Genomic DNA, 19,442 nt, shown 5'->3' with positions numbered 1-19,442 from the left:
AGAACAGTCTGGCAATCACAAACTAAACTTAAACTAACCAATTTTTTAAATTATGAATTATGAGTGATAAATTATAAGTATAAAATCTATTCTTATTTCAGATTAAACACTAACTCCTAACTCATAACTCATAACTTATAATCTATAACTATTTAACGACGCCGAATTTCTTAACCAAACTGTCGTATTCTTTTTTAGAGATTGTAATCATGCAGCCGTGGCGCACTTTTTCCGGAAGACTGTATTTGTCCCAATCTGAGAAAAAAGTATAACCTGATGCCTGAAACCAGGGACCGTTTAAATTATCTGCAATGGATAAGCCATACGAAACTCCCGGATATTGTTCGTAATACATGTACCAGATTTTATCGTCCGGCGAGGGAATCAACATTGGAGCTTCTCTAAAATTTGGACTAATTGATTGTTGTGGCAAAGAATAAGGACCTAAAAGAGATTTAGATTTAGCAATTCGAATTGTTTTTCCGGTCGTCCAGTACAATGTCGGATAAGTTTCATCCTTAATCACGGCGTAATAAGAATCGCCTACTTTGCGAATAAAAACGTCGATCGTGCCCATATCCCAGTCAAAAAGGCGTTTTGGCGTTCCCTCAAAAGTCTTTAAATCTTTAGACAAAACATACAAAGTACGCTGACTTGCCCAATAACGCTCGCCGTCTTCCTTAGTTCCTTCCAGATGCGGCGTGTGCCAGGTCATGATAAACTTTCCCGATGGTTCATCATAATATAGTTTTGGAGCACCTATGCGCTGCAAAGCGTTGGAATAATCCGGAGTGCTTTTTAAATCAGGCGTATAATCAGCATGTTTTTTCCAGGTTATTAAATCATCAGAAACCCAGATATTAATTTCTTTTGCATCGTCTCCGGTATTTCCGGCAATATAATATTTGCCATCAGGCCCTTTGCAGATATCGGGATGTCCTTTATAATCTTCAAAAACACGCTTTCCATTATTCAGATTTTCCCAGTGCAGTCCGTCCAAACTTACCGAATAATACAATCTGCCATAATCATTATGCGTCATGTGCGCAAAAAGATAAGCTTCGTTCTGAGGTTTCTCATTTCCTTTAACTTGTCCCGGCGGATTGGGTTGCTGCGCTTTCGCGGAAAAGCTGCTCACAATCACCAGTAGAAAAAATAAGTTCTTTAATGTTTTCATAAGCTCTTTTTTTTAATGAGTCAATGAGTTAGTGAGTCAATTTGATAAGTAGATAATTAAATAATGTATTAACTCACTAATTGTCTAATTGCCACATTTTCCAATTTTCTAATTTTCCAATTTTCTAATTATCAAATTTTCTAATTATCTAATTACCACATTATCTAATTCTTTTGTTCGCCTCAGCCGTCATCTTTGTAATAAAATCTGTTTCAGCTTTGATATAAGGAGTTCCGTCTGCATGAAAGATATCGTGAAACCACACTTTTGGTTCAGCAGTATACGTTTTTGTCCAGCTGTCCCAGGCGTATTTCGTTTGTGATTTTCCATCTACAAATCCCCAGTTAATCATACCCACATTGTATTTTCTGGCAACGGGAAGAAAGCCCGGAAACGTACTACCGTTTGGTCTGGCCATATATTCTGTGCAGATAAGCGGTTTTCCATAACGCTGTAATTGTTTGATCACTTTTTCAAAATCCTGCGGCGTATTGTAATTGTGAAATGAAATAACATCAGACTGTTCCAACTGTAATTTGTGCATCGGGAGCATTTTAGCTTCGTCGCTCCAGTCTCCTGTCCAGACTCCCGAAGTAAGCGGCTGTGAAGGATTTACCGACCTTGCCCAGGCAAAAACCTGCTTCAGTAATGGTAAAACTAATTCGACCTTATTTTTGATTTCGACTTTTTCATACGAAGGTCCCGTCATATTATCTGGTTCGTTCCAGACATCCCAGCCTAAAACTCTTTTATCGTCTTTAAAATGTGAAACCGTTTCTTTTACATATTTCTCTAAGCGAGGATATTGCGATTTATCCTGAAGTGCTTTTTGTCCCGGACTCTGCACCCAGCCCGAATTGTGTGTATGTGGTTTTGGTGCTCTTTGTTTTCCTAAAACCGGAAACGGATCCCAGCAGGAATCAAATAATACAAAAAGCGTTTTGATGTGATGCTTATCAGCAATAGCTAAAAATTCGTCCATGCGCTTGTAAAATCCTTCCGCATCCTGCTGATGGAGTAAATCCTGCAGGTAAACGCGCATTACATTCATCCCGATGCCTTCTGCCCAGCCCAATTCCTGATCTATTCGCTTCGGATCAAAAGTATCGGCCTGCCACATTTCCAACTGGTTTATGGCAGAACTTGGATAATAGTTGGCTCCAACCAGCCATGGCTGTTTTCCATACCAGTCATTTGCCTGATCTTTCGTCCAGATTTCTCTTTTTTCAACTAGTGCTGTTTCGTTTTTAGTTTCTTCTGTATTGCTTTTTGTTTTGTTACAGCTTTGCAATACAAGTCCTGCTAACACAATGGTCAGATACAATTTTACTTTTTTCATTATAGGTTTTCTTAATTTAGAACAACTGTTCTTTGGTGATTAAAGGAATCGGAATAGCTTTCCGATTCCTTTAAAAAATAAGTTTTAATATCCTGAGTTTTGGTCCAGATTTGGATTATTATCTACATCAACCTGTGGAATTGGCATTCTTTGATTTTTGCCCACTTTGAAGTTTTTAAAATCCGGATCACGAAGCGAAATTTTATCAACAGAAGCCTGAGAATCTAAATCTCCCCAGCGTTTTAAATCTTCCCAACGAACACTTTCTCCGGCTAATTCCAACACTCTTTCCATTTTTAAACGTTCCAAGAATTTGTCATGATCAGTTCCTATTTCAGGATGCGCGACAGCCAGTGTATTCATATTAACACGGGCTCTTACCAGGTCAACATATTGATACGCTTCTACAGTACTTCCCAACTCGTTTAAAACTTCGGCATAACGTAATAAAATATCACCGTAACGCACCAGTCTGTAATTTACCTGGCTGTAATAATCTTCATTATTTCTGTAATAATCGCGGCTTCCTTTTCTAAACCACGCTTCATCATTGTTCCATTCCCAGTTTCTGTCGTATGTTTTGTCTCCAAAATCTGCCAGCAATTGCGGATAATATAATGTCCATCGTAAACGAATATCAAGATTCCCGTCTTTGTTTTTTTCTTCTTTAAATGCATTTACCAGCCAAAAACGAGCTTGTCCGTCTGACCATCCAATTCCTCTTGGTGCAAAAAACTGACCGCGGTTACTGGAAACTGCAGCATTTTGGCCTTCGCCGGTATCGCCTTTTCTTTGATCTCCAAACTGGATTTCAAAAACAGATTCGCTGTTGTTTTCATGTACATCTGTAAAATTATCTCTGTAATTGGACTGCAGGCTGTATTTTGCTCCAGCACCCGTAATTAAATATTCCAACGCTCCTTTTGCTTCTGTCCATTTATGCTGCTGCATATACGTTTTAGCCAAAAATGCCTTTGCTGCGCCTTTATCCGGTCTTCCCAGTTCTGAAGCTGACCAGTCTCTTGGTAAATCTTCGTACGCTTCATTGAGATCTTTTTCAATTTGCGTCCATATTTCAGCTACTTTTTTCTGCTGTGGAAGATCTGAAGGCGTAGAAGGATCTAAAACCAACGGAACATCTTCCCAAATCACTGCTAAATAGTAGTAATGCAAGGCTCTGAAAAATTTGGCCTGAGCAATAATTTGTTTTTTAGTATCTTCATTTTTAAAAGTGATATTCGGAACATTGGCCAAAACCTGATTACATCTGAAGATTGCTTTGTAAGTATCCCTCCAGGTTACGGAGTTTCCTTCCCAAAAATTATAATTGATATAGTTGAATCTCGTCCAGTCTGCCAATTCTGTCCACGGACTGTTACTATATCCTTCATCTGAAGTTAAATCCAGACGGAAATACATCCATCTCGCCCATAAACCATCTTTGTAAAACATGGCATATATGGAGTTAACTCCTGCCTGTGCATCACTTTCTGTTTTCCAGTACTGGTCAACTGTTATATCATTTGGGCTATTCAGGTCCAGTTCTTTTTCACATGCTGTAAAAACAAGGCCCAGAAAAGCTGCGGTTATTATGATTATTTTTTTCATTATGCTATTTTTTAAAATTAAAAGCCAAATTCAACACCAAAAGAATACGTTTTCAGATTCGGGAATGCTCCGTTATCAAAGCCTCTTTCAAAAATATTCCCGTTTGTAAATTCCGGATCCAGACCTTTGTACTTGGTAATAGTGATTACGTTCTGCGCAGAAAGCGTTAGTCTTGCTCTGGTAATTCCTGCTTTTTCTAAAACACTTTTCGGCAGGTTATAACCAAATCCGATATATTTTAACCGGATAAAATCACCATTCTCCAAAAATCGGTTACTGTCTCCTCTTGAGTTTAGCGTAGAACCTTTGGTTACTCTCGGGAAATCTGTATTTGGATTTTCAGGCGTCCACGGCTGAATCCCGCTTCTGTAATTACTGTTGTCATCAAAACGATCTACAACACTTCTAAATCCGTTGTAAACTGTTGCACCGTGAGAACCGATCCAGTTCATAGAAAAATCAAAACCTTTGTATTCTGCTCCCGCATTTAAACCCATTTCAAATTCCGGCCACGGACTTCCCACAATATCTTTATCATCACTTGTAATTTGCCCGTCTCCGTTAACATCTTTAAAACGAATATCTCCCGGAACCGCACCTGGCATAATTACTTGTCCGCCCGGCGTTTTGTAGTTGTCAATTTCCTGCTGGTTTTGAAACAATCCATCTGTTTGCAAAACATACCACATTCCTACTGGCAAACCGGCTCTCGTAATCGTGTTTCCTGAAATGTTTTCGTTTTGTCCGTTTCCTAGAGAAACCAGTTTGTTATTTACTTTCGTGAAATTTACAGAAGCATTAAAAGAGAAATCGTTTATTTTTTTGCTGTAAGCCAATTCTAATTCAAAACCTTTATTTTCAACAGTTGCGGCGTTAGAAATAGGATTTCCGCCGTCATTTCCAGTTGTTAGTAAAATTGGGAAACCAAATAATACATCTTCTGTACGTGCAATAAAATAATCTGCTGTAAGACGAAGGTCATTATTTAAAACTCCTAAATCCAAACCGAAATTGGTTTGTTTTAGCTTTTCCCATCTCAATTGTGCATTGGATAATTTTACCTGAGCTGCAGAAGGATATAATTTCTGCTCATTGCCCAATACGATCTGTCCGAAGTTATTGATGAAACTTTTATATTCATAATTACCAATATTTCCCGAACCTAATTCACCGTAACTTGCTCTTAATTTTAAATCTTTAATAAATTCTGATTTAAAGAAAGATTCATTGCTTACTCTCCATCCCGCTGAAACAGAAGGGAAATTTCCCCATTTATTTTCATCACTAAATCTCGAAGACCCGTCGCGTCTTATTACGGCATTCAGTAAATAGCGATTATCATAATTGTATTCTATTCTTCCTAAGTAAGATGCCAGCGCAGCTTCGTTTATAAAACCTCCAACAACAGGAGAATCACCCTGGTTTAAGACTTCGTAATATTGTCCGGTTCCCGAGTTTATAGGCACATTTCTCTTTGTACCATAAATTTGGTTGTATTTGTCCTTTTGGAAAGTCTGACCCACTAATACGGTTAGATCATGTTTTCCAAATTCTTTTTTAAAAGTCAGTGTGTTTTCATAAAGCAAAGTTTCAGATCTTCCTTTGTTTTGATCCACAATGGAATTATCCAGTGGCTGGTTTAAAGTCCAGTTTCCAATTTTTCTTAAATATTTGTAGTCGTCAAAACTGGTTTCATAACCAAAATTGAAACGGTATTTCAACCATGGTGCAAATTTTAGTTCCGACCAGATATTTCCTCGGATTCTGAAATTTTCGTTGATAGCGTTTGATAAATCTGCAATCGCAATTGGGTTTGTACCAAAAGTATCAGCAACACCCTGTTTACCATAACCAAAACCTCCGGGATTTGCAGGATCATAAACCGGAATTGTTGGTGTTAACCTGTAGACATCAATAATGGGATTACCCGACATTTCATCTGTTTTAGAATTACTGATGGCCAGGTTTTCACCGATGCTAAAAATTCCTTTTGAACCGCTTGAATTAACACGGAAGGAAATTCTGTCAAAATCTGTTCCCACAACAGTTCCCTGATTTCCGAAATAATTTCCGGACATAAAAAAAGTAGAATTTTCTCCACCGCCGGAAACGCTCGCGTTGTAATCCTGAATCATACCAGTCTCAAAAACTTCGTCCTGCCAGTCTGTATTTACGGCCATATTTAGATTTTGTCTTGGAAATCCGGCATTGTCATAAGCCATGTTATTGTATTTGGCAAATTCTTCTGTCCCCATTAAATCATATCTTGGCATAGTTGTAAAACTGGTTTTTGCAGAAACATCAACCTGCAGCGGACCTTTTTTACCCTTTTTTGTGGTAATGATAATAACTCCATTTGCAGCTCTTGATCCGTAAATCGCTGCTGCGGAAGCATCTTTTAAAACCTGGATCGACTCAATATCATTTGGATTAAAATCTCTGTTGGCAGAGGTAACCAATCCGTCAATAACGTAAAGCGGATTTGTGTTTTGAAGATTTTTCAATCCGCGAATTTCAACATTTGCTTCTTGTCCGGGACGTCCGCCGCCACGAACTTTAACTCCGGTAACCAGGCCCTGAAGTCCGTCCGCAACTGTAGTAACCTGACGCTTCTGAATTTCATCTGCCTTTACCAAAGAAACAGCGCCCGTAAGGTCTTTTTTCTGTTGTGATCCGTAACCTACTACGACTATTTCATCGAGTTTCATGGCATCTTCCTGTAAAGTAACATTTACAGAAGTTTGATTGTTAATCGCAATTTCCATTGTTTTGTAGCCCTGAGAGCTAAAAACAAGTGTCTGGTTTCCGGCAGCAGAGATTTTATAGCTTCCGTCAAAATCTGTAACAGCACCATTTGAAGTCCCTTTTATAGTAACATTGGCAAAAGGAACCGATTCTCCGCTCGCAGCTGTCACTTTTCCCGTGACATTGATCTGCTGGGCAAATGCAGACTGCAGTAATAAACTAAAGAAAACCAAGAGGTAATATCTCTTTGTTAAAAAGTGAGTGAACGTTGTTTTCATTGATTGTTGCATTTTAGATAGTTATTTCTTTTTGTGGTTTGGTTTAAATTAATAGTCAATTTTTAATCATCCGCCTGACGGACAAGGAAGCAATTACTATTTTCTTGTACTAATACATTGTTCATTTTGTTTCAAAATTAATAATGGTTCAATTTTTCAAACTTAATTTTACAGATAGTCCATTTTTAAACTTAAAATATTATCAATATGATTTATTTGAAAATTCAAAGTAGCTACTTTTTATTCAAAATAAAATGCTTCTTTTGTGTCATTATCTCTTTCAAATGATTCAAATTGTATTAAAAACAACCTATTTTTAGTCAGTTGCAACATTTTGTAGAATATTGACACGATTCGCAGAGAAACATATTTAAGCCAAAAAAACAAGACTATGCGTAAATTCTTTCTTTTTCTATTGATTGCTTTTTTTTCAAGTTATTTTTTGAGTGCACAAGAATATTATTTTAAACATTTTCAGGTAGAAGAAGGACTTTCTAATAACACCGTTTTGGCCTCAATACAGGACAATGACGGTTTTATGTGGTTTGGCACCAAAGACGGACTGAACAGATTTGACGGTTACCGTTTTAAAACTTACAGAAGTAACGGCAATCCTCTGCATAGTTTAGGAAGCAATTATATCCAGTCTTTACACGAACATGATGGTACAATCTGGGTGGGCACAGATAAAGGTTTATACCATTATAATAAAAAGCAGGATCAGTTTACGATTTTAAATGAAGCCATTAATGATCGCATCAATGACATTAATCACGACCAAAAAGGCAACATTTGGTTTATTTCCGGCAACATTTTGTATAAATATGCCACACAAAAAAAGGAAACAACGACATTTAATCCGAATAAATATTTTGCAACAACATCTATCACAAGAGATCCTAAAGGAGAAATCTGGGTTTCTTCATTAAATAAAATTTATCATTATTCTGAAGAAAATCTTTCGTTCGAAAATGTTGTTTTAAATCCGCCATCTGATAAAATCAATTTTAGAATTACCTGTATTTATGCGGTGGACGCAGAAAATATCGTGATTGGAACACAGGATCACGGTGTTTTGATCTATAACAGAAGAAATAAAAGTACAGGCGAATTAAAATTTGATACAAAAGAACCTGTATTTGTGCGCCAGTTTAGAAAAAGAGGAAATAACGAGCTCTGGATTGCAAGTGAATCCGGAGTTTACGTCTACAATCTAAAAACGAGAACAGCAGTAAATCTTAAAAAAAATTACAACGATCCGTATGCGATTTCAGACAATGCCTCCTACTCGATCACCATTGATAAAGAAGACGGAATCTGGATTGGAACTTATTTTGGCGGAATCAATTACCACCAAAAACAATATACGCAGTTTAAAAAATATTTTCCACAGAAAGGGCACAATTCCATTAGCGGAAGCGCGGTTAGGGAAATTCATAAAGACGAATACGGAGATATCTGGATTGGTACTGAAGATGCAGGTTTAAACCGTTTTAATCCGAAAACGCAGCAATTTACTTCTTATGCGGTTTCTTATTATAATATTCATGCTCTGCTTCCGCGAAAGGACAAAATCTGGGTCGGAACTTTTGAACACGGTTTAGATGTTTTAGATCGAAATTCTGGGGCCGTAATAAGACATTATAGTGCCAATGATCCAAAAAGCGGACTTCACAGCAACTTTATTTTTTCTTTTTATGAAATGAAAAATAAAGAGTTGATCGTGATAACAACATTGGGTTTGTATCGCTATAACGAACAGGCAGATACTTTTGAAATTCTCAAATTTTTCCCGGAAACTTATCATTATACCAATTTCAAAGAAGACAGCGACGGAAATCTCTGGGCAGGAAGTTATCGCGACGGATTGCTTTTTTATAATCCGAAAACAAAGAAAAAAGAAGTTTTTACGTATGACTATAAAAATCGGGATGGCATTAGCAACAATACCATCAATACGATTTTTGAAGACAGTTCGAACAATCTATGGATTGCTACAGAAAACGGATTGAATCTGGTGAATCGTCAAAATCATACTTTCAAAAAATTTACAACTAAAAACGGAATGCCAAGCAACGTTTTCTATTCCATTTTAGAAGATGATGAAAAAAATCTCTGGCTCACCACTTCTAAAGGTCTGGTAAAATTTGGTCCGGATCATAAGACAATAAAGATTTTTACTACTGCAAACGGACTTCTGAGTGATCAGTTTAATTACAACTCGGCTTTTAAAAACGAAAATGGCGATATGTATTTTGGCAACCTCAACGGAATGATTAGTTTCAATCCGAAACATTTCACCAAAAACAAATACACACCTTTTATTTACATTACCAATTTACAGATCAGCAATAAGGATATTGAAGCCAATGCACCAGACTCGCCTATTAATCAGTCTATTTCGTTTATTGATGAATTGGAACTAAACAATAATCAGTCGTCTTTCAATCTCGAATTTGCTTCTTTAAACTTTACGGCGCCTGAATTAACCGAATATTGGTACAAACTCGAAGATGTTAATAAGGACTGGGTTTATCTGGAACGGAATAATAAAGTTTTCTTTACCGAACTGGCGCCTGGAGATTATGTTTTTAAAGTGAAATCGCTTAATAGTTTTGGAGTTTGGAGTAAAGAAGTTAAACTCAAAATCAGAATTCTGCCGCCATTTTATGCCAGTAATTATGCTTATTTACTTTATTTTCTACTATTGTGTGCTGGATTTTATTATATCATTCGTTATTCGCAAAATCTTACACAGATTAAGAATAACCGAAAAATTAAGCATTTGAATGACGAGAAAGAAAAAGAAATTTATCAGGCGAAAATTGATTTCTTTACTAATGTCGCGCACGAAATCAGAACACCCCTGACGCTGATAAAAGGTCCGCTGGAAAAACTTCTTGGTTTGGAATACCAGCAAACTGAGGTGCCGCAGCATCTTTCGATAATGAAGAAAAATACGTCCCGTTTACTGAAACTGGTAAATGAATTACTGGATTTTAGAAAATCGGAAATCGGTGGATTAAAACTGACTTTCGTCGAAGCGAATATTTCCTCTCAGGTTCGAAATTTACATTTAAGATTCAGCCAGTTAATTGAAGAACGCGGCTTGCAATTTGATCTGGAACTGGGCGAAAAAGACATTCATGCTTTTGTGGATAAGGAAGCTTTTAAGAAAATTTTGAGCAATTTGATTAGTAATGCTATTAAATATTCTAAAGATAAAGTGTCGATTTCTTTGTTTCGTGATGAAAAGAAACTGACCTTAATCGTAAAAAATGATGGCAATATTATTCCGATTCATTTAAAAGATAAAATTTTTGAGCCTTTTTTCCGGGTTGATGATTCCAGTACGGCTTCAGGAACCGGAATCGGACTTTCGCTCGCGCATTCATTGGCACAGCTTCATAACGGAAATCTTCAGCTTGTTGCAGATTCCAATTTTAATGTTTTTGAATTGACCGTGCCCTTACATCAGAAAGAAGAGTTTATGTTTTATGCGGAATCGGAAACCGAACCAAATGAAAAAGAACTACCAAAAGAGGCAATTGAAGTTAAAAACGAGAAAGCACAGCTTCTGGTTGTGGAAGACAATGAAGATCTTTTAAGCTTTATAACAACAGAAATGGCTTCTCATTACACTATTCTGAAAGCTGTTAATGGCGAAGAAGCGTTGAAGATTATTCATAACGAAAATATTCAGCTGGTTATTTCAGACGTTTCCATGCCGGTTATGGATGGAATTGAGATGTGTAAAAAAATCAAAACCAATCTCGAAACCAGTCACATTCCGGTAATTTTGCTGACAGCAAAGAATTCGCTGAAATCACAAATTGACGGACTTGAAGTTGGAGCCGACGCTTACATTGCCAAACCCTTTTCTATGGATTATTTGAAAGTGCAGGCCAACAATCTGATCGAAAACCGAAGACAGATTATGAATTATTATGCAAGTTCGCCGCTTTCGCACATTAAAAGCATCGCACACAACAAAACCGATGAAAAATTCCTGAAAAAACTGGATGATGAAATTCTGAAAAACATCAATGATCCCGAATTAAGCGTAGAATCTCTGGCAGAAATCATGAACATGAGCCGTTCGACTTTATACAGAAAAATCAAAGAAATAACCAATCTTAGTCCGAACGAACTGATTAATATTGTCCGCCTTAAACGCGCCGCAGAATTATTATTAAACGAAAATTATAAAATGTACGAAATCGCCGAAATGATTGGTTACAAATCGCAAACCAGTTTTGGACGTAATTTCCAGAAACATTTTAATATGTCGCCGTCAGATTATGTACAGGCAAATCGATGAATGAAACAATTAGTTAATTAGACAATTAGTTAATTAGTAATTAGATATTGAGTTAATTAGTTAATTAGTCCTTAGTTAATTAGTTCTTAGCTATTAGTCGATAATTAAATAAGTCAGATTCAAAATTTAGATATTTGCTATTTATTGTATCAACAAATTTTCTAATTGTCTAATGATATAATGATCTAATTGTTTAATTTTCTAATTATCTAATTGTCTAATGATCTAATTAAAAACCTCGTTTCAAATTATAAAATGAAACACAATAGAAATCATTTGGCACTTTTATTATTCTAAATTTGCGATGTCTATTTTATAAATTCTTACCTATAAAAAATCCCAATAATTTTTTTATTGGGATTTTAAACAACAGCTTTAAAACTTAATTGCAATTTTTCCGATTGTTCTTCCGGATTCCAGCAGTTCGTGTGCTTTTTTCAGATTTTCAGCTGTAAATCCGTTCAAGGTTGTGTTTAAAGTAGTTTTCAGAATTCCGTCATCCAGTAAATCAGCTACTATATTAAGTATATTATGCTGCTCGATCATATCTTCGGTTTGGTACATAGATCGCGTATACATGAGCTCCCAGGAGAAAGAAACACTTTTACTTTTCAGTTTATTCAGAACAACAGGTTCGCTGCTGCCTGTAATAGACGCAATATGTCCTTGTGGTTTAATCAGTTCGACCATCGTATCCCAATAGGCGTTGGTATCTACAAAATCTAAGATAAAATCAACATGCTCAAAGCCAGCTTCGCGGACAGAGGCAATTAAATCTTTATGATCTGCAACAAAATCAGCTCCCTGTTGTTTGCACCACTCAACAGTTTCAGGTCGTGATGCTGTGGCTATAACAGTCAAACCTGCAATCTTCTTAGCCAGCTGAATGGCAATGGATCCGACACCGCCCGCGCCGCCAATAATCAAAATTGATTTTCCTTTGTCTCTTTCGGCTGTAATTCTGATTCTGTCAAACAAAATTTCCCAGGCAGTCAAAGCTGTCAACGGAATCGCCGCTGCTTCTTCGACGCTTAATGTTTTTGGCTTTTTACCCACAATTTTTTCATCAACAATCTGGTATTCAGCATTACTCCCTTGTTTGGTAAGATCTCCGGCATAATAAACCGAATCACCAACTTCAAACAAAGTAACATCCTGCCCCACTGCCTGTACAATTCCTGCCGCATCCCAGCCAATAATTTTTGGAGTTTCCAGAACAGTATCTTTTGCGCTGCTTTGACGAATTTTAAAATCTACCGGATTTACAGAAATCGCATCAATCTTAACCAATAAATCATTTGGTCCCGGTACAGGTTTTACAGCTTCAAATGCTATAAAACTTTCCTCGTTTTGTATGGGTAATGAAGTTTTAAATCCTATCGCTTTCATATATTATTATGTTTTATTTGTATTTTATAATAACAAAGATACGTGCAGTTCAAAATAAATGAATGGTATAATTCTGTGCTAAATTTGTATAAATTGTGCAGGCCTATTTTCTGCAAAAGATTTTTATATAAAGCATTTGCTTCAGGTTTAAAAATTTCCAAACTTCCGGAGAACTATATTTAAAGTAAATTTGTAATAAAAACGGCAGCATGATTATCAGAAAAGCACAAAAATCAGATTCAGAATACCTTGCACCTATATTATTACTGGCAATGGAAGACATTATATATAAGTTTATTAAAAAGAATGATCACGCTTCCGCGAAAGAATTCCTGCAGTACTTTACAGGAAGTGAAAACAATCAGTATTCCTATCAGAATTGTCTTGTGGCCGAGGAAAACGATATAATCATTGGCGCGGTCAATATATATAAAGGTGCAGATATTGAAAGACTGAGAAAACCCGTAATTGATTATGTCCGGAAATATTTCAATCCTGAATTTGATCCTGAATTGGAAACCAGGGAAGGCGAATTTTATATTGATGCACTTGGCGTAAATCCGGATTATCAGGGAAAAGGAATTGGATCCCAAATACTGCAATATTTAATTCAGGAATATGTTTTAAAAAACCATGAAACACTTGGCTTATTGGTTGAAGAAAACAATCCGTCAGCAAAAAAACTTTATTTAAAACTCGGATTCCGGGTTGTCGGCGAGAAAAATTTAGTTGGAAAAAGACTGGAACATCTGCAGATCCATCACACTTCTTAAAGAGCACCTTTTTTGCTATTTATGCATTTTATCGGTTATTTTAAACAATTTGACGATCATTATGTCGTTATTAAAAGAAAAAGATGATTTTTTTTCCGTTACATAAACAAAGAGATCGTCTGAATAATATTGAATAAAATTCCCCCTTTAGAATGAAAAACATAACCCTATTAGAAGCAGGATTAATTTTTAGAATTGTTTTAGCCATCACCATGCTTTCGGCAGTTGCCGATCGTTTCGGCATTTGGGGAGCGCCCGGCTCAAATGGCGTCGCGTGGGGAACGTGGGAGAACTTTGTCCTTTATACCCAAACACTAAATCCGTACGCCAATAAAGCCACCGCAGAAGTTTTGGGCGGCATCGCCACTTTCTTAGAAGTCGTATTAAGCCTGCTTTTGCTCTTCGGTTTCAAAACCAGAATTGCAGCTTTAGGAACTGCACTTTTATTATTTTTCTTCGGTTTTGCGATGGCAGTTTCTGTTTCTGTAAAAGCACCTTTCGATTATTCAGTATGGACGAGTGCAGCAGCAGCATTGCTTCTGGCCAATATTGGCAAATCTTCTTATGCCGTCGATAATAGAATTTAGGTTTAGCTTTTGGTCCTTAGCAATTAGTACTTAGTTTTGTTCTTAGTAGTTACTTAAATTTAAAATCCATGTGATAAACTTGCAATTTAATTTTTAGCATTAAGATCTACAGTCTATAGATTAGTAACATAATGCAAACTCAAAAATCAGCCTATATGTTAAGGACCTGAAACTATTGACTCAAGACCAGGTACTAAAAAAACTAATTTTTAAGCTATATTTAAGTTCCCAAACAGATATGTATTCGTAAATTAGCAAATACAAAAACATATCTTAATGACAATACTTACATTTACCCTGATTATGATTCTTGGCGCTTTTTTGGCGGGATTTATTGGTTCATTATCAGGTCTGGGCGGGGGAATTATTATTATTCCGCTTTTGACTATTATCCTTGGTGTAGATATTCATTATGCAATTGGAGCCGCTTTGGTTTCTGTAATTGCTACTTCCTCAGGCTCTGCAGCCGCTTATGTAAAAGAAGGAATCACTAATATGAGAATGGGAATTTTTCTCGAAATCGCAACTACCATCGGAGCTGTTTGCGGAGCATTGCTCTCTACTATCGCCCCAACTTCCTTTATTGCCGTTTTATTTGGTATGACTTTGATTTTTTCGGCTATTAATTCCCTTCGCAAAAAAGAAGAACATATTGTTTTAGAATCAAGTCTCTTAGCTAAAAAACTAAAACTGGAAGGAACTTATCCCACTCACGATGGCCAGACTGTACACTACGGAACCAAGAATGTAATAGGCGGTTTCAGTATGATGGGCGTTGCGGGTATGATGTCCGGACTACTCGGAATTGGTTCGGGAGCATTTAAAGTGATTGCAATGGACAATATTATGCGGGTTCCGTTTAAGGTTTCTACCACAACGAGTAATTTTATGATGGGAGTTACCGCAATGGCGAGTTCTGTTATCTACATCCAAAAAGGTTATATCGAACCGGGTATTTGTATGCCCGTTGTAATTGGTGTTTTATTTGGAGCAATGGCCGGAGCCAAAATTTTAGTAAAAACAAATCCGAAGAAATTAAGAATCTTTTTTGCCTGCCTGATTTTTGTTCTGGCAGTAAATATGATTTATAACGGACTAAATGGAAAAATCTAGTATGGTACAGGAAGAAAAATTTGGAGAAAAAGATTTTCAGACCATCATAGGAAACTTATTACGCTATGGCGTGTGGATTTCGCTATCGGTAGCTTTTATTGGTGGAATCGTTTATTTACTGCACAACGGAAATCAGATTGAAGATTATACTGTTTTTAAGGAAAACGACCGAAATATATTCGAAGTAATTGCTGCTATATACCACGGCGCAATTCAGGGAAATGGCGAATCGATAATTTTCACAGGAATTATTTTCTTGTTTTTAACCCCGGTTTTAAGGGTTATTCTGTCGCTTTTTTCATTTTTACTGGAAAAAGATTATCTATATGTCGGAATTACATTAATTGTCATTTCGATTATTATAATTAGTATTTCATTTGGATTCTCACATTAATAATTGCGGTACCCTATAAGATATAAGCGTTAGATTTTCTAAGTGCTTACAGCTTATAGCCTAAAGCTTAAAGTATAAAAAAATGGAAATAGGAATAGACAGCTTTGCTTCGGCAATGTACGGCGATAACAACACTCTAGGCAGTGTTGATGCCATGGAGCAGCTTTTGCAAAGAATTGAATTTGCAGATCAGGCTGGTCTTGATGTTTTCGGAATTGGAGAACATCATAAAAAAGAATTTCTGGACTCTGCAACTGCTGTCATTTTGAGTGCAGCGGCGGCAAGAACAAAAAACATACGACTGGCAAGTGCCGTTTCGGTCTTGAGTGCGGCAGATCCTGTTCGTGTCTATCAGAGTTTTGCAACTTTAGATCTGATTTCTAAAGGAAGGGCCGAACTTGTTGCCGGACGCGGTTCTGCTATTGAAGCTTATCCCCTTTTCGGATATGATCTCAGAGATTACGATGCGCTTTTCAGCGAAAAGCTGGATTTGCTTCTGCAGATTCGCGATAATGAATTCATTACCTGGCAGGGGAAATTTCGACCGGCTTTAGACAATCAGCCTGTTTATCCGAGAGCAGTTCAGGAAAAATTACCTATCTGGCTCGGTGTTGGCGGAACTCCGGAATCCTTTATCAGAGCCGGAAAGCTTGGATTACCATTAATGGTTGCCATTATTGGCGGACAAACGCATCGTTTTAAACCTTTAATTGATTTATACAGAAAAGCAGGTGAAGCATCGGGATTTTCGCCTGACGAATTAAAAGTCGGAATTCACTCTCCGGGTTACATCGGAACTTCAACAGAAAGCGCTATTGCCGATTACTATCCCGGTTATGCAGAATTATGGACAAAATTAGGCCTCGAACGAGGATGGCCGCCAGTAACAAAAGACAAATTTGATGGTTTAATTGATGATTTGGGAGTTCTGATCGTTGGAAGTCCGGAACGTGCTGCCGAAAAGATTTTGCTTCACAGCGAAGCGCTTGGCGGAATCGATCGTTTTACATTTCAAATGGACAATGCCGGCTTGACACATTCTCAACTAATGAATGCCATTGAATTGATCGGAACAAAATTGATTCCGTTGATTAGGAAAGAATAGTAAAAAGGTTCAAAGAGGCAGAGGCTCAAAGGGACATAGGTTTTGTAAGTCGTTTACTTACTGGCAAAAACCTATGTACCTTTGAAGCTTTGAATCTTTGCTCCTCAAAAAAAAAAAGCATCTGAATTAACAGATGCTTTTTTGAGATTTGTAATTTTTCAACGAAAACAAATCCTAGAATTTATAGGTTACGCCCACTCTGAAGTTTATTCCCGGTTCTGCCTGCCAGTAGTAAGCATTTAAGAAGGAATAATAAGAGCCGCTGTACAAGTATTTGTTTAAAATATTAAACACGTTTGCCGTAACTTTTACTTTTCCCGTTTCATAAGACAAACCTCCGTCCAATTTAAAATAAGAAGGTAATTTTTGAAGACCTTCACTCCACGTATCAGTCTGGCGGCCGTCAAGGAAAGTTCCTCCTATAGAAGCTCCAAGTCCTTTTACTTTACCGGATTGAACCATGTAATTCAGCCATGCATTTGCTGTATGTTTTGCATATCCCGGAACAATATCTCCTACTTTAATAGAAGTTATATTAGATTCTGTTACTATAGATTCGGTAAAAGCATAATTTGCAATCAAGTTAAGACCGTCAAATATTTTTCCTCTCAAATCAAATTCTACTCCCTGCGCTCTTTTTTCTCCCAATACAATTTTTGTTGGGTTTTGAGGAGTACTTAATGGATCTGCTGTTAATTCGTTCTTCTTTATAATATTATAAGCTGATAAAGTAGTATTCCACGAACCATCAAACCAGTCTTTTTTAATGCCAAATTCAACGTTATTACCCGTTAATGGCTTTAATTCACCATCACGTACAACTCCCGACTGAGGAGTAAAAGCCTGATCATACAATCCGTAAACCGCTAAATCTTCAGTAATAGAATAGCTCAATCCTGCACGAGGTGTTATATGACTATCTTCAACCGGATCAACCTCATAACTGCTGGTCTGGCTAATCCATGTATATCTTGCGGCAAGTGTTACTCTTAGTTTGTTCTGAAAAAAGCCAAGTTCATCCTGAATGTAACCAGCTGCATATTCCGTTCCGTAAAGTCCGCCGGCTCTCTGGCTCAATGGCGTTGTATGGTCAAATTGAGGAAAACCATTTGAAGGAGTTCCATAATTTGGATTAAAAACATTAAAAGGATTGTCAGCGGTATCCAAATCATGAGATTGTCCCCAATCTGCAGCATAATCTTTGCTTCCTAAATCTATCCCACCCAGCACTTTATGACTTACTGATCCCGTATTAAATTTTCCGTTTACGAAAATCTGCCCTAAAAACATATTACTGTCTGCATCCCAGATCCCAACGTTTCTAATAATATTTCCTGCACCAAGAGCATTATCCGCTGATCCAACTAAACTTGGCCAGGAACTATAACCTTGTTGAATATATTTAAAATAAGAAGTTTGTGCTGTCAGTTTCCAGTTGTCATCAAATTTATGTTCAAATTGTAAATAACCGCTATGATCCTGAATATTAGTATCCGGCAATCCCGGAGCAGTCATTGTAAAATCACGTGGCAAAGTAGCGTAGCCGTCGGCTTCAGGTCCAAAAACATAATAAGAACCCACTTCTGTCATATTTGCATATTGAAAATTATATTCAAAAGTTAATTTCGTTTTATCATCAAATTGATAGGAGATTACAGGCGCAATTACATAGCGGTCATTATGCTCAAACGGACGGAATGAACCTTTCTTTTGTGCTGCTCCGTTAAAACGATATAATAATTTTCCTTTTTTATCTAATTTTCCGTCAAAATCCACACTCACTCTGTAAAAATCATAACTTCCGCCCAAAACACTCACCTCGCCTTTTGTAACTCCGGTTGGTTTTTTCGTCACCACATTATACAATCCGCTTGGATCGCCGCTTGAAAGCATAAATCCGGCTGGTCCTTTCACAAATTCGATGTGATCTACAAAACTCATATCCTCTGTTAAAGGTCCCCAAAAAGACGAAACTACATTAAATCCGTTTCTAAAAGCCTGAATTTGAGATCCCCTCATGGTGATATTAGTATACAAATCTCCCCAGTGTTCCAGACGTACAGCACCGCTCACATTACGAATTACACCGTCGCTCATACTTGTAATCTGCTGGTCTTTTAAAGTCTGGGCACTTACGATCTGAATATTTTGTGGAATTTCTAAAACCGGCGTTTGCAGTCGCAATGACATGGAAGGTTTATCTTGTTTGTACTTATTTTTAGTGATGACAACTTCCTGAAGATCTTCCTGACTTTCATTTAGCGAAAAGTTCTTCGTTGTTGTCTGTCTGGCGTTTACTACAACATTATCTTCAATCGGAGCAACACCAACAGCACGAACTACAATAGTATAATTTCCGGGTTTAACTCTGGTAATTTCATATTGTCCGGAAACTGTGGTCACATCAGCATATTTTGTTCCTTTAAGTGTTACAGAAATATTTTCTGCTGCAGTGTTTCCACTTAGCGAAATCTTTCCGGCTACTTTTCCAAAATCCTGTGCCATTAGATTTAAAGAGCACATCAGAAAAACAAAAAAGTAAATTCTTTGGTTAAAAATTATTTTCATTAGGGTTTGATTTTAAATTGTTGCGCAAAAGTAAATTCAAATATT

The 19,442-nt window shown here is 37.0% G+C and carries 12 protein-coding genes; 6 read left to right on the top strand and 6 right to left on the bottom strand.

Features of this window, described 5'->3' with window-relative positions:
• Positions 1-148: 148 nt before the first annotated feature.
• From ABEB31_RS13210 to ABEB31_RS13195, 4 genes are all read right to left on the bottom strand, one after another.
• Positions 149-1,177 carry a glycoside hydrolase family 43 protein gene (locus tag ABEB31_RS13210; protein ID WP_347052092.1) on the bottom strand — a complete coding sequence of 343 codons (1,029 nt, stop codon included), beginning with the start codon at positions 1,175-1,177 and terminating at the stop codon, positions 149-151.
• 160 nt (positions 1,178-1,337) lie between these two features.
• Positions 1,338-2,516: a cellulase family glycosylhydrolase gene (locus ABEB31_RS13205; protein WP_347052091.1), complete on the bottom strand. Its 1,179-nt coding sequence runs from the start codon at positions 2,514-2,516 to the stop codon at positions 1,338-1,340.
• An 84-nt stretch (positions 2,517-2,600) separates the two neighbouring features.
• Complete coding sequence (locus ABEB31_RS13200) at positions 2,601-4,124, bottom strand: RagB/SusD family nutrient uptake outer membrane protein (protein ID WP_347052090.1); 1,524 nt, start codon at positions 4,122-4,124, stop codon at positions 2,601-2,603.
• Between the two features lie 17 nt (positions 4,125-4,141).
• Positions 4,142-7,147 (bottom strand): SusC/RagA family TonB-linked outer membrane protein, encoded by a 3,006-nt coding sequence (locus tag ABEB31_RS13195; RefSeq protein ID WP_347052089.1) that lies wholly within the window; start codon positions 7,145-7,147, stop codon positions 4,142-4,144.
• A 391-nt stretch (positions 7,148-7,538) separates the two neighbouring features.
• On the opposite strand from ABEB31_RS13195, the gene ABEB31_RS13190 reads away from it, so the two are divergent.
• Entirely contained in the window at positions 7,539-11,468 is a 3,930-nt protein-coding gene (locus ABEB31_RS13190) for a hybrid sensor histidine kinase/response regulator transcription factor (protein ID WP_347052088.1), read from the top strand.
• 375 nt (positions 11,469-11,843) lie between these two features.
• On the opposite strand, the gene ABEB31_RS13185 is transcribed toward ABEB31_RS13190, so the two are convergent.
• Positions 11,844-12,857: a zinc-binding alcohol dehydrogenase family protein gene (locus ABEB31_RS13185; RefSeq protein ID WP_347052087.1), complete on the bottom strand. Its 1,014-nt coding sequence runs from the start codon at positions 12,855-12,857 to the stop codon at positions 11,844-11,846.
• Between the two features lie 209 nt (positions 12,858-13,066).
• Here ABEB31_RS13185 and ABEB31_RS13180 point away from each other — a divergent pair, with 209 nt between their 5' ends.
• The 5 genes from ABEB31_RS13180 (at position 13,067) to ABEB31_RS13160 (ending at position 16,829) form a co-directional block, all read left to right on the top strand.
• Positions 13,067-13,630, top strand: coding sequence for a GNAT family N-acetyltransferase (locus ABEB31_RS13180; protein ID WP_347052086.1), 564 nt, complete (start codon positions 13,067-13,069; stop codon positions 13,628-13,630).
• 152 nt (positions 13,631-13,782) lie between these two features.
• A complete protein-coding gene (locus ABEB31_RS13175) occupies positions 13,783-14,217 on the top strand; it encodes a DoxX family membrane protein (protein ID WP_347052085.1) in 435 nt (144 codons plus the stop codon).
• Positions 14,218-14,493: 276 nt separating this feature from the next.
• The gene (locus tag ABEB31_RS13170; protein WP_347052084.1) at positions 14,494-15,330 is read left to right on the top strand and encodes a sulfite exporter TauE/SafE family protein; all 837 of its coding nucleotides are present in this window, start codon (positions 14,494-14,496) and stop codon (positions 15,328-15,330) included.
• The gene (locus ABEB31_RS13165; RefSeq protein WP_347052083.1) at positions 15,317-15,724 is read left to right on the top strand and encodes a DUF1634 domain-containing protein; all 408 of its coding nucleotides are present in this window, start codon (positions 15,317-15,319) and stop codon (positions 15,722-15,724) included. The genes ABEB31_RS13170 and ABEB31_RS13165 overlap by 14 nt, the downstream gene beginning before the upstream one ends.
• Before the next feature lie 82 nt (positions 15,725-15,806).
• The gene (locus tag ABEB31_RS13160; protein ID WP_347052082.1) at positions 15,807-16,829 is read left to right on the top strand and encodes an LLM class flavin-dependent oxidoreductase; all 1,023 of its coding nucleotides are present in this window, start codon (positions 15,807-15,809) and stop codon (positions 16,827-16,829) included.
• A gap of 174 nt (positions 16,830-17,003) precedes the next feature.
• Here ABEB31_RS13160 and ABEB31_RS13155 read toward each other — a convergent pair whose 3' ends face one another.
• Entirely contained in the window at positions 17,004-19,397 is a 2,394-nt protein-coding gene (locus tag ABEB31_RS13155; protein WP_347052081.1) for a TonB-dependent siderophore receptor, read from the bottom strand.
• Positions 19,398-19,442 lie beyond the last annotated feature (45 nt).

It is taken from the genome of Flavobacterium olei, assembly GCF_039749035.1.
In the GTDB taxonomy this organism is placed as follows: Bacteria; Bacteroidota; Bacteroidia; order Flavobacteriales; family Flavobacteriaceae; genus Flavobacterium; species Flavobacterium olei.
This window is presented reverse-complemented; position numbering and strand designations above follow the sequence as displayed.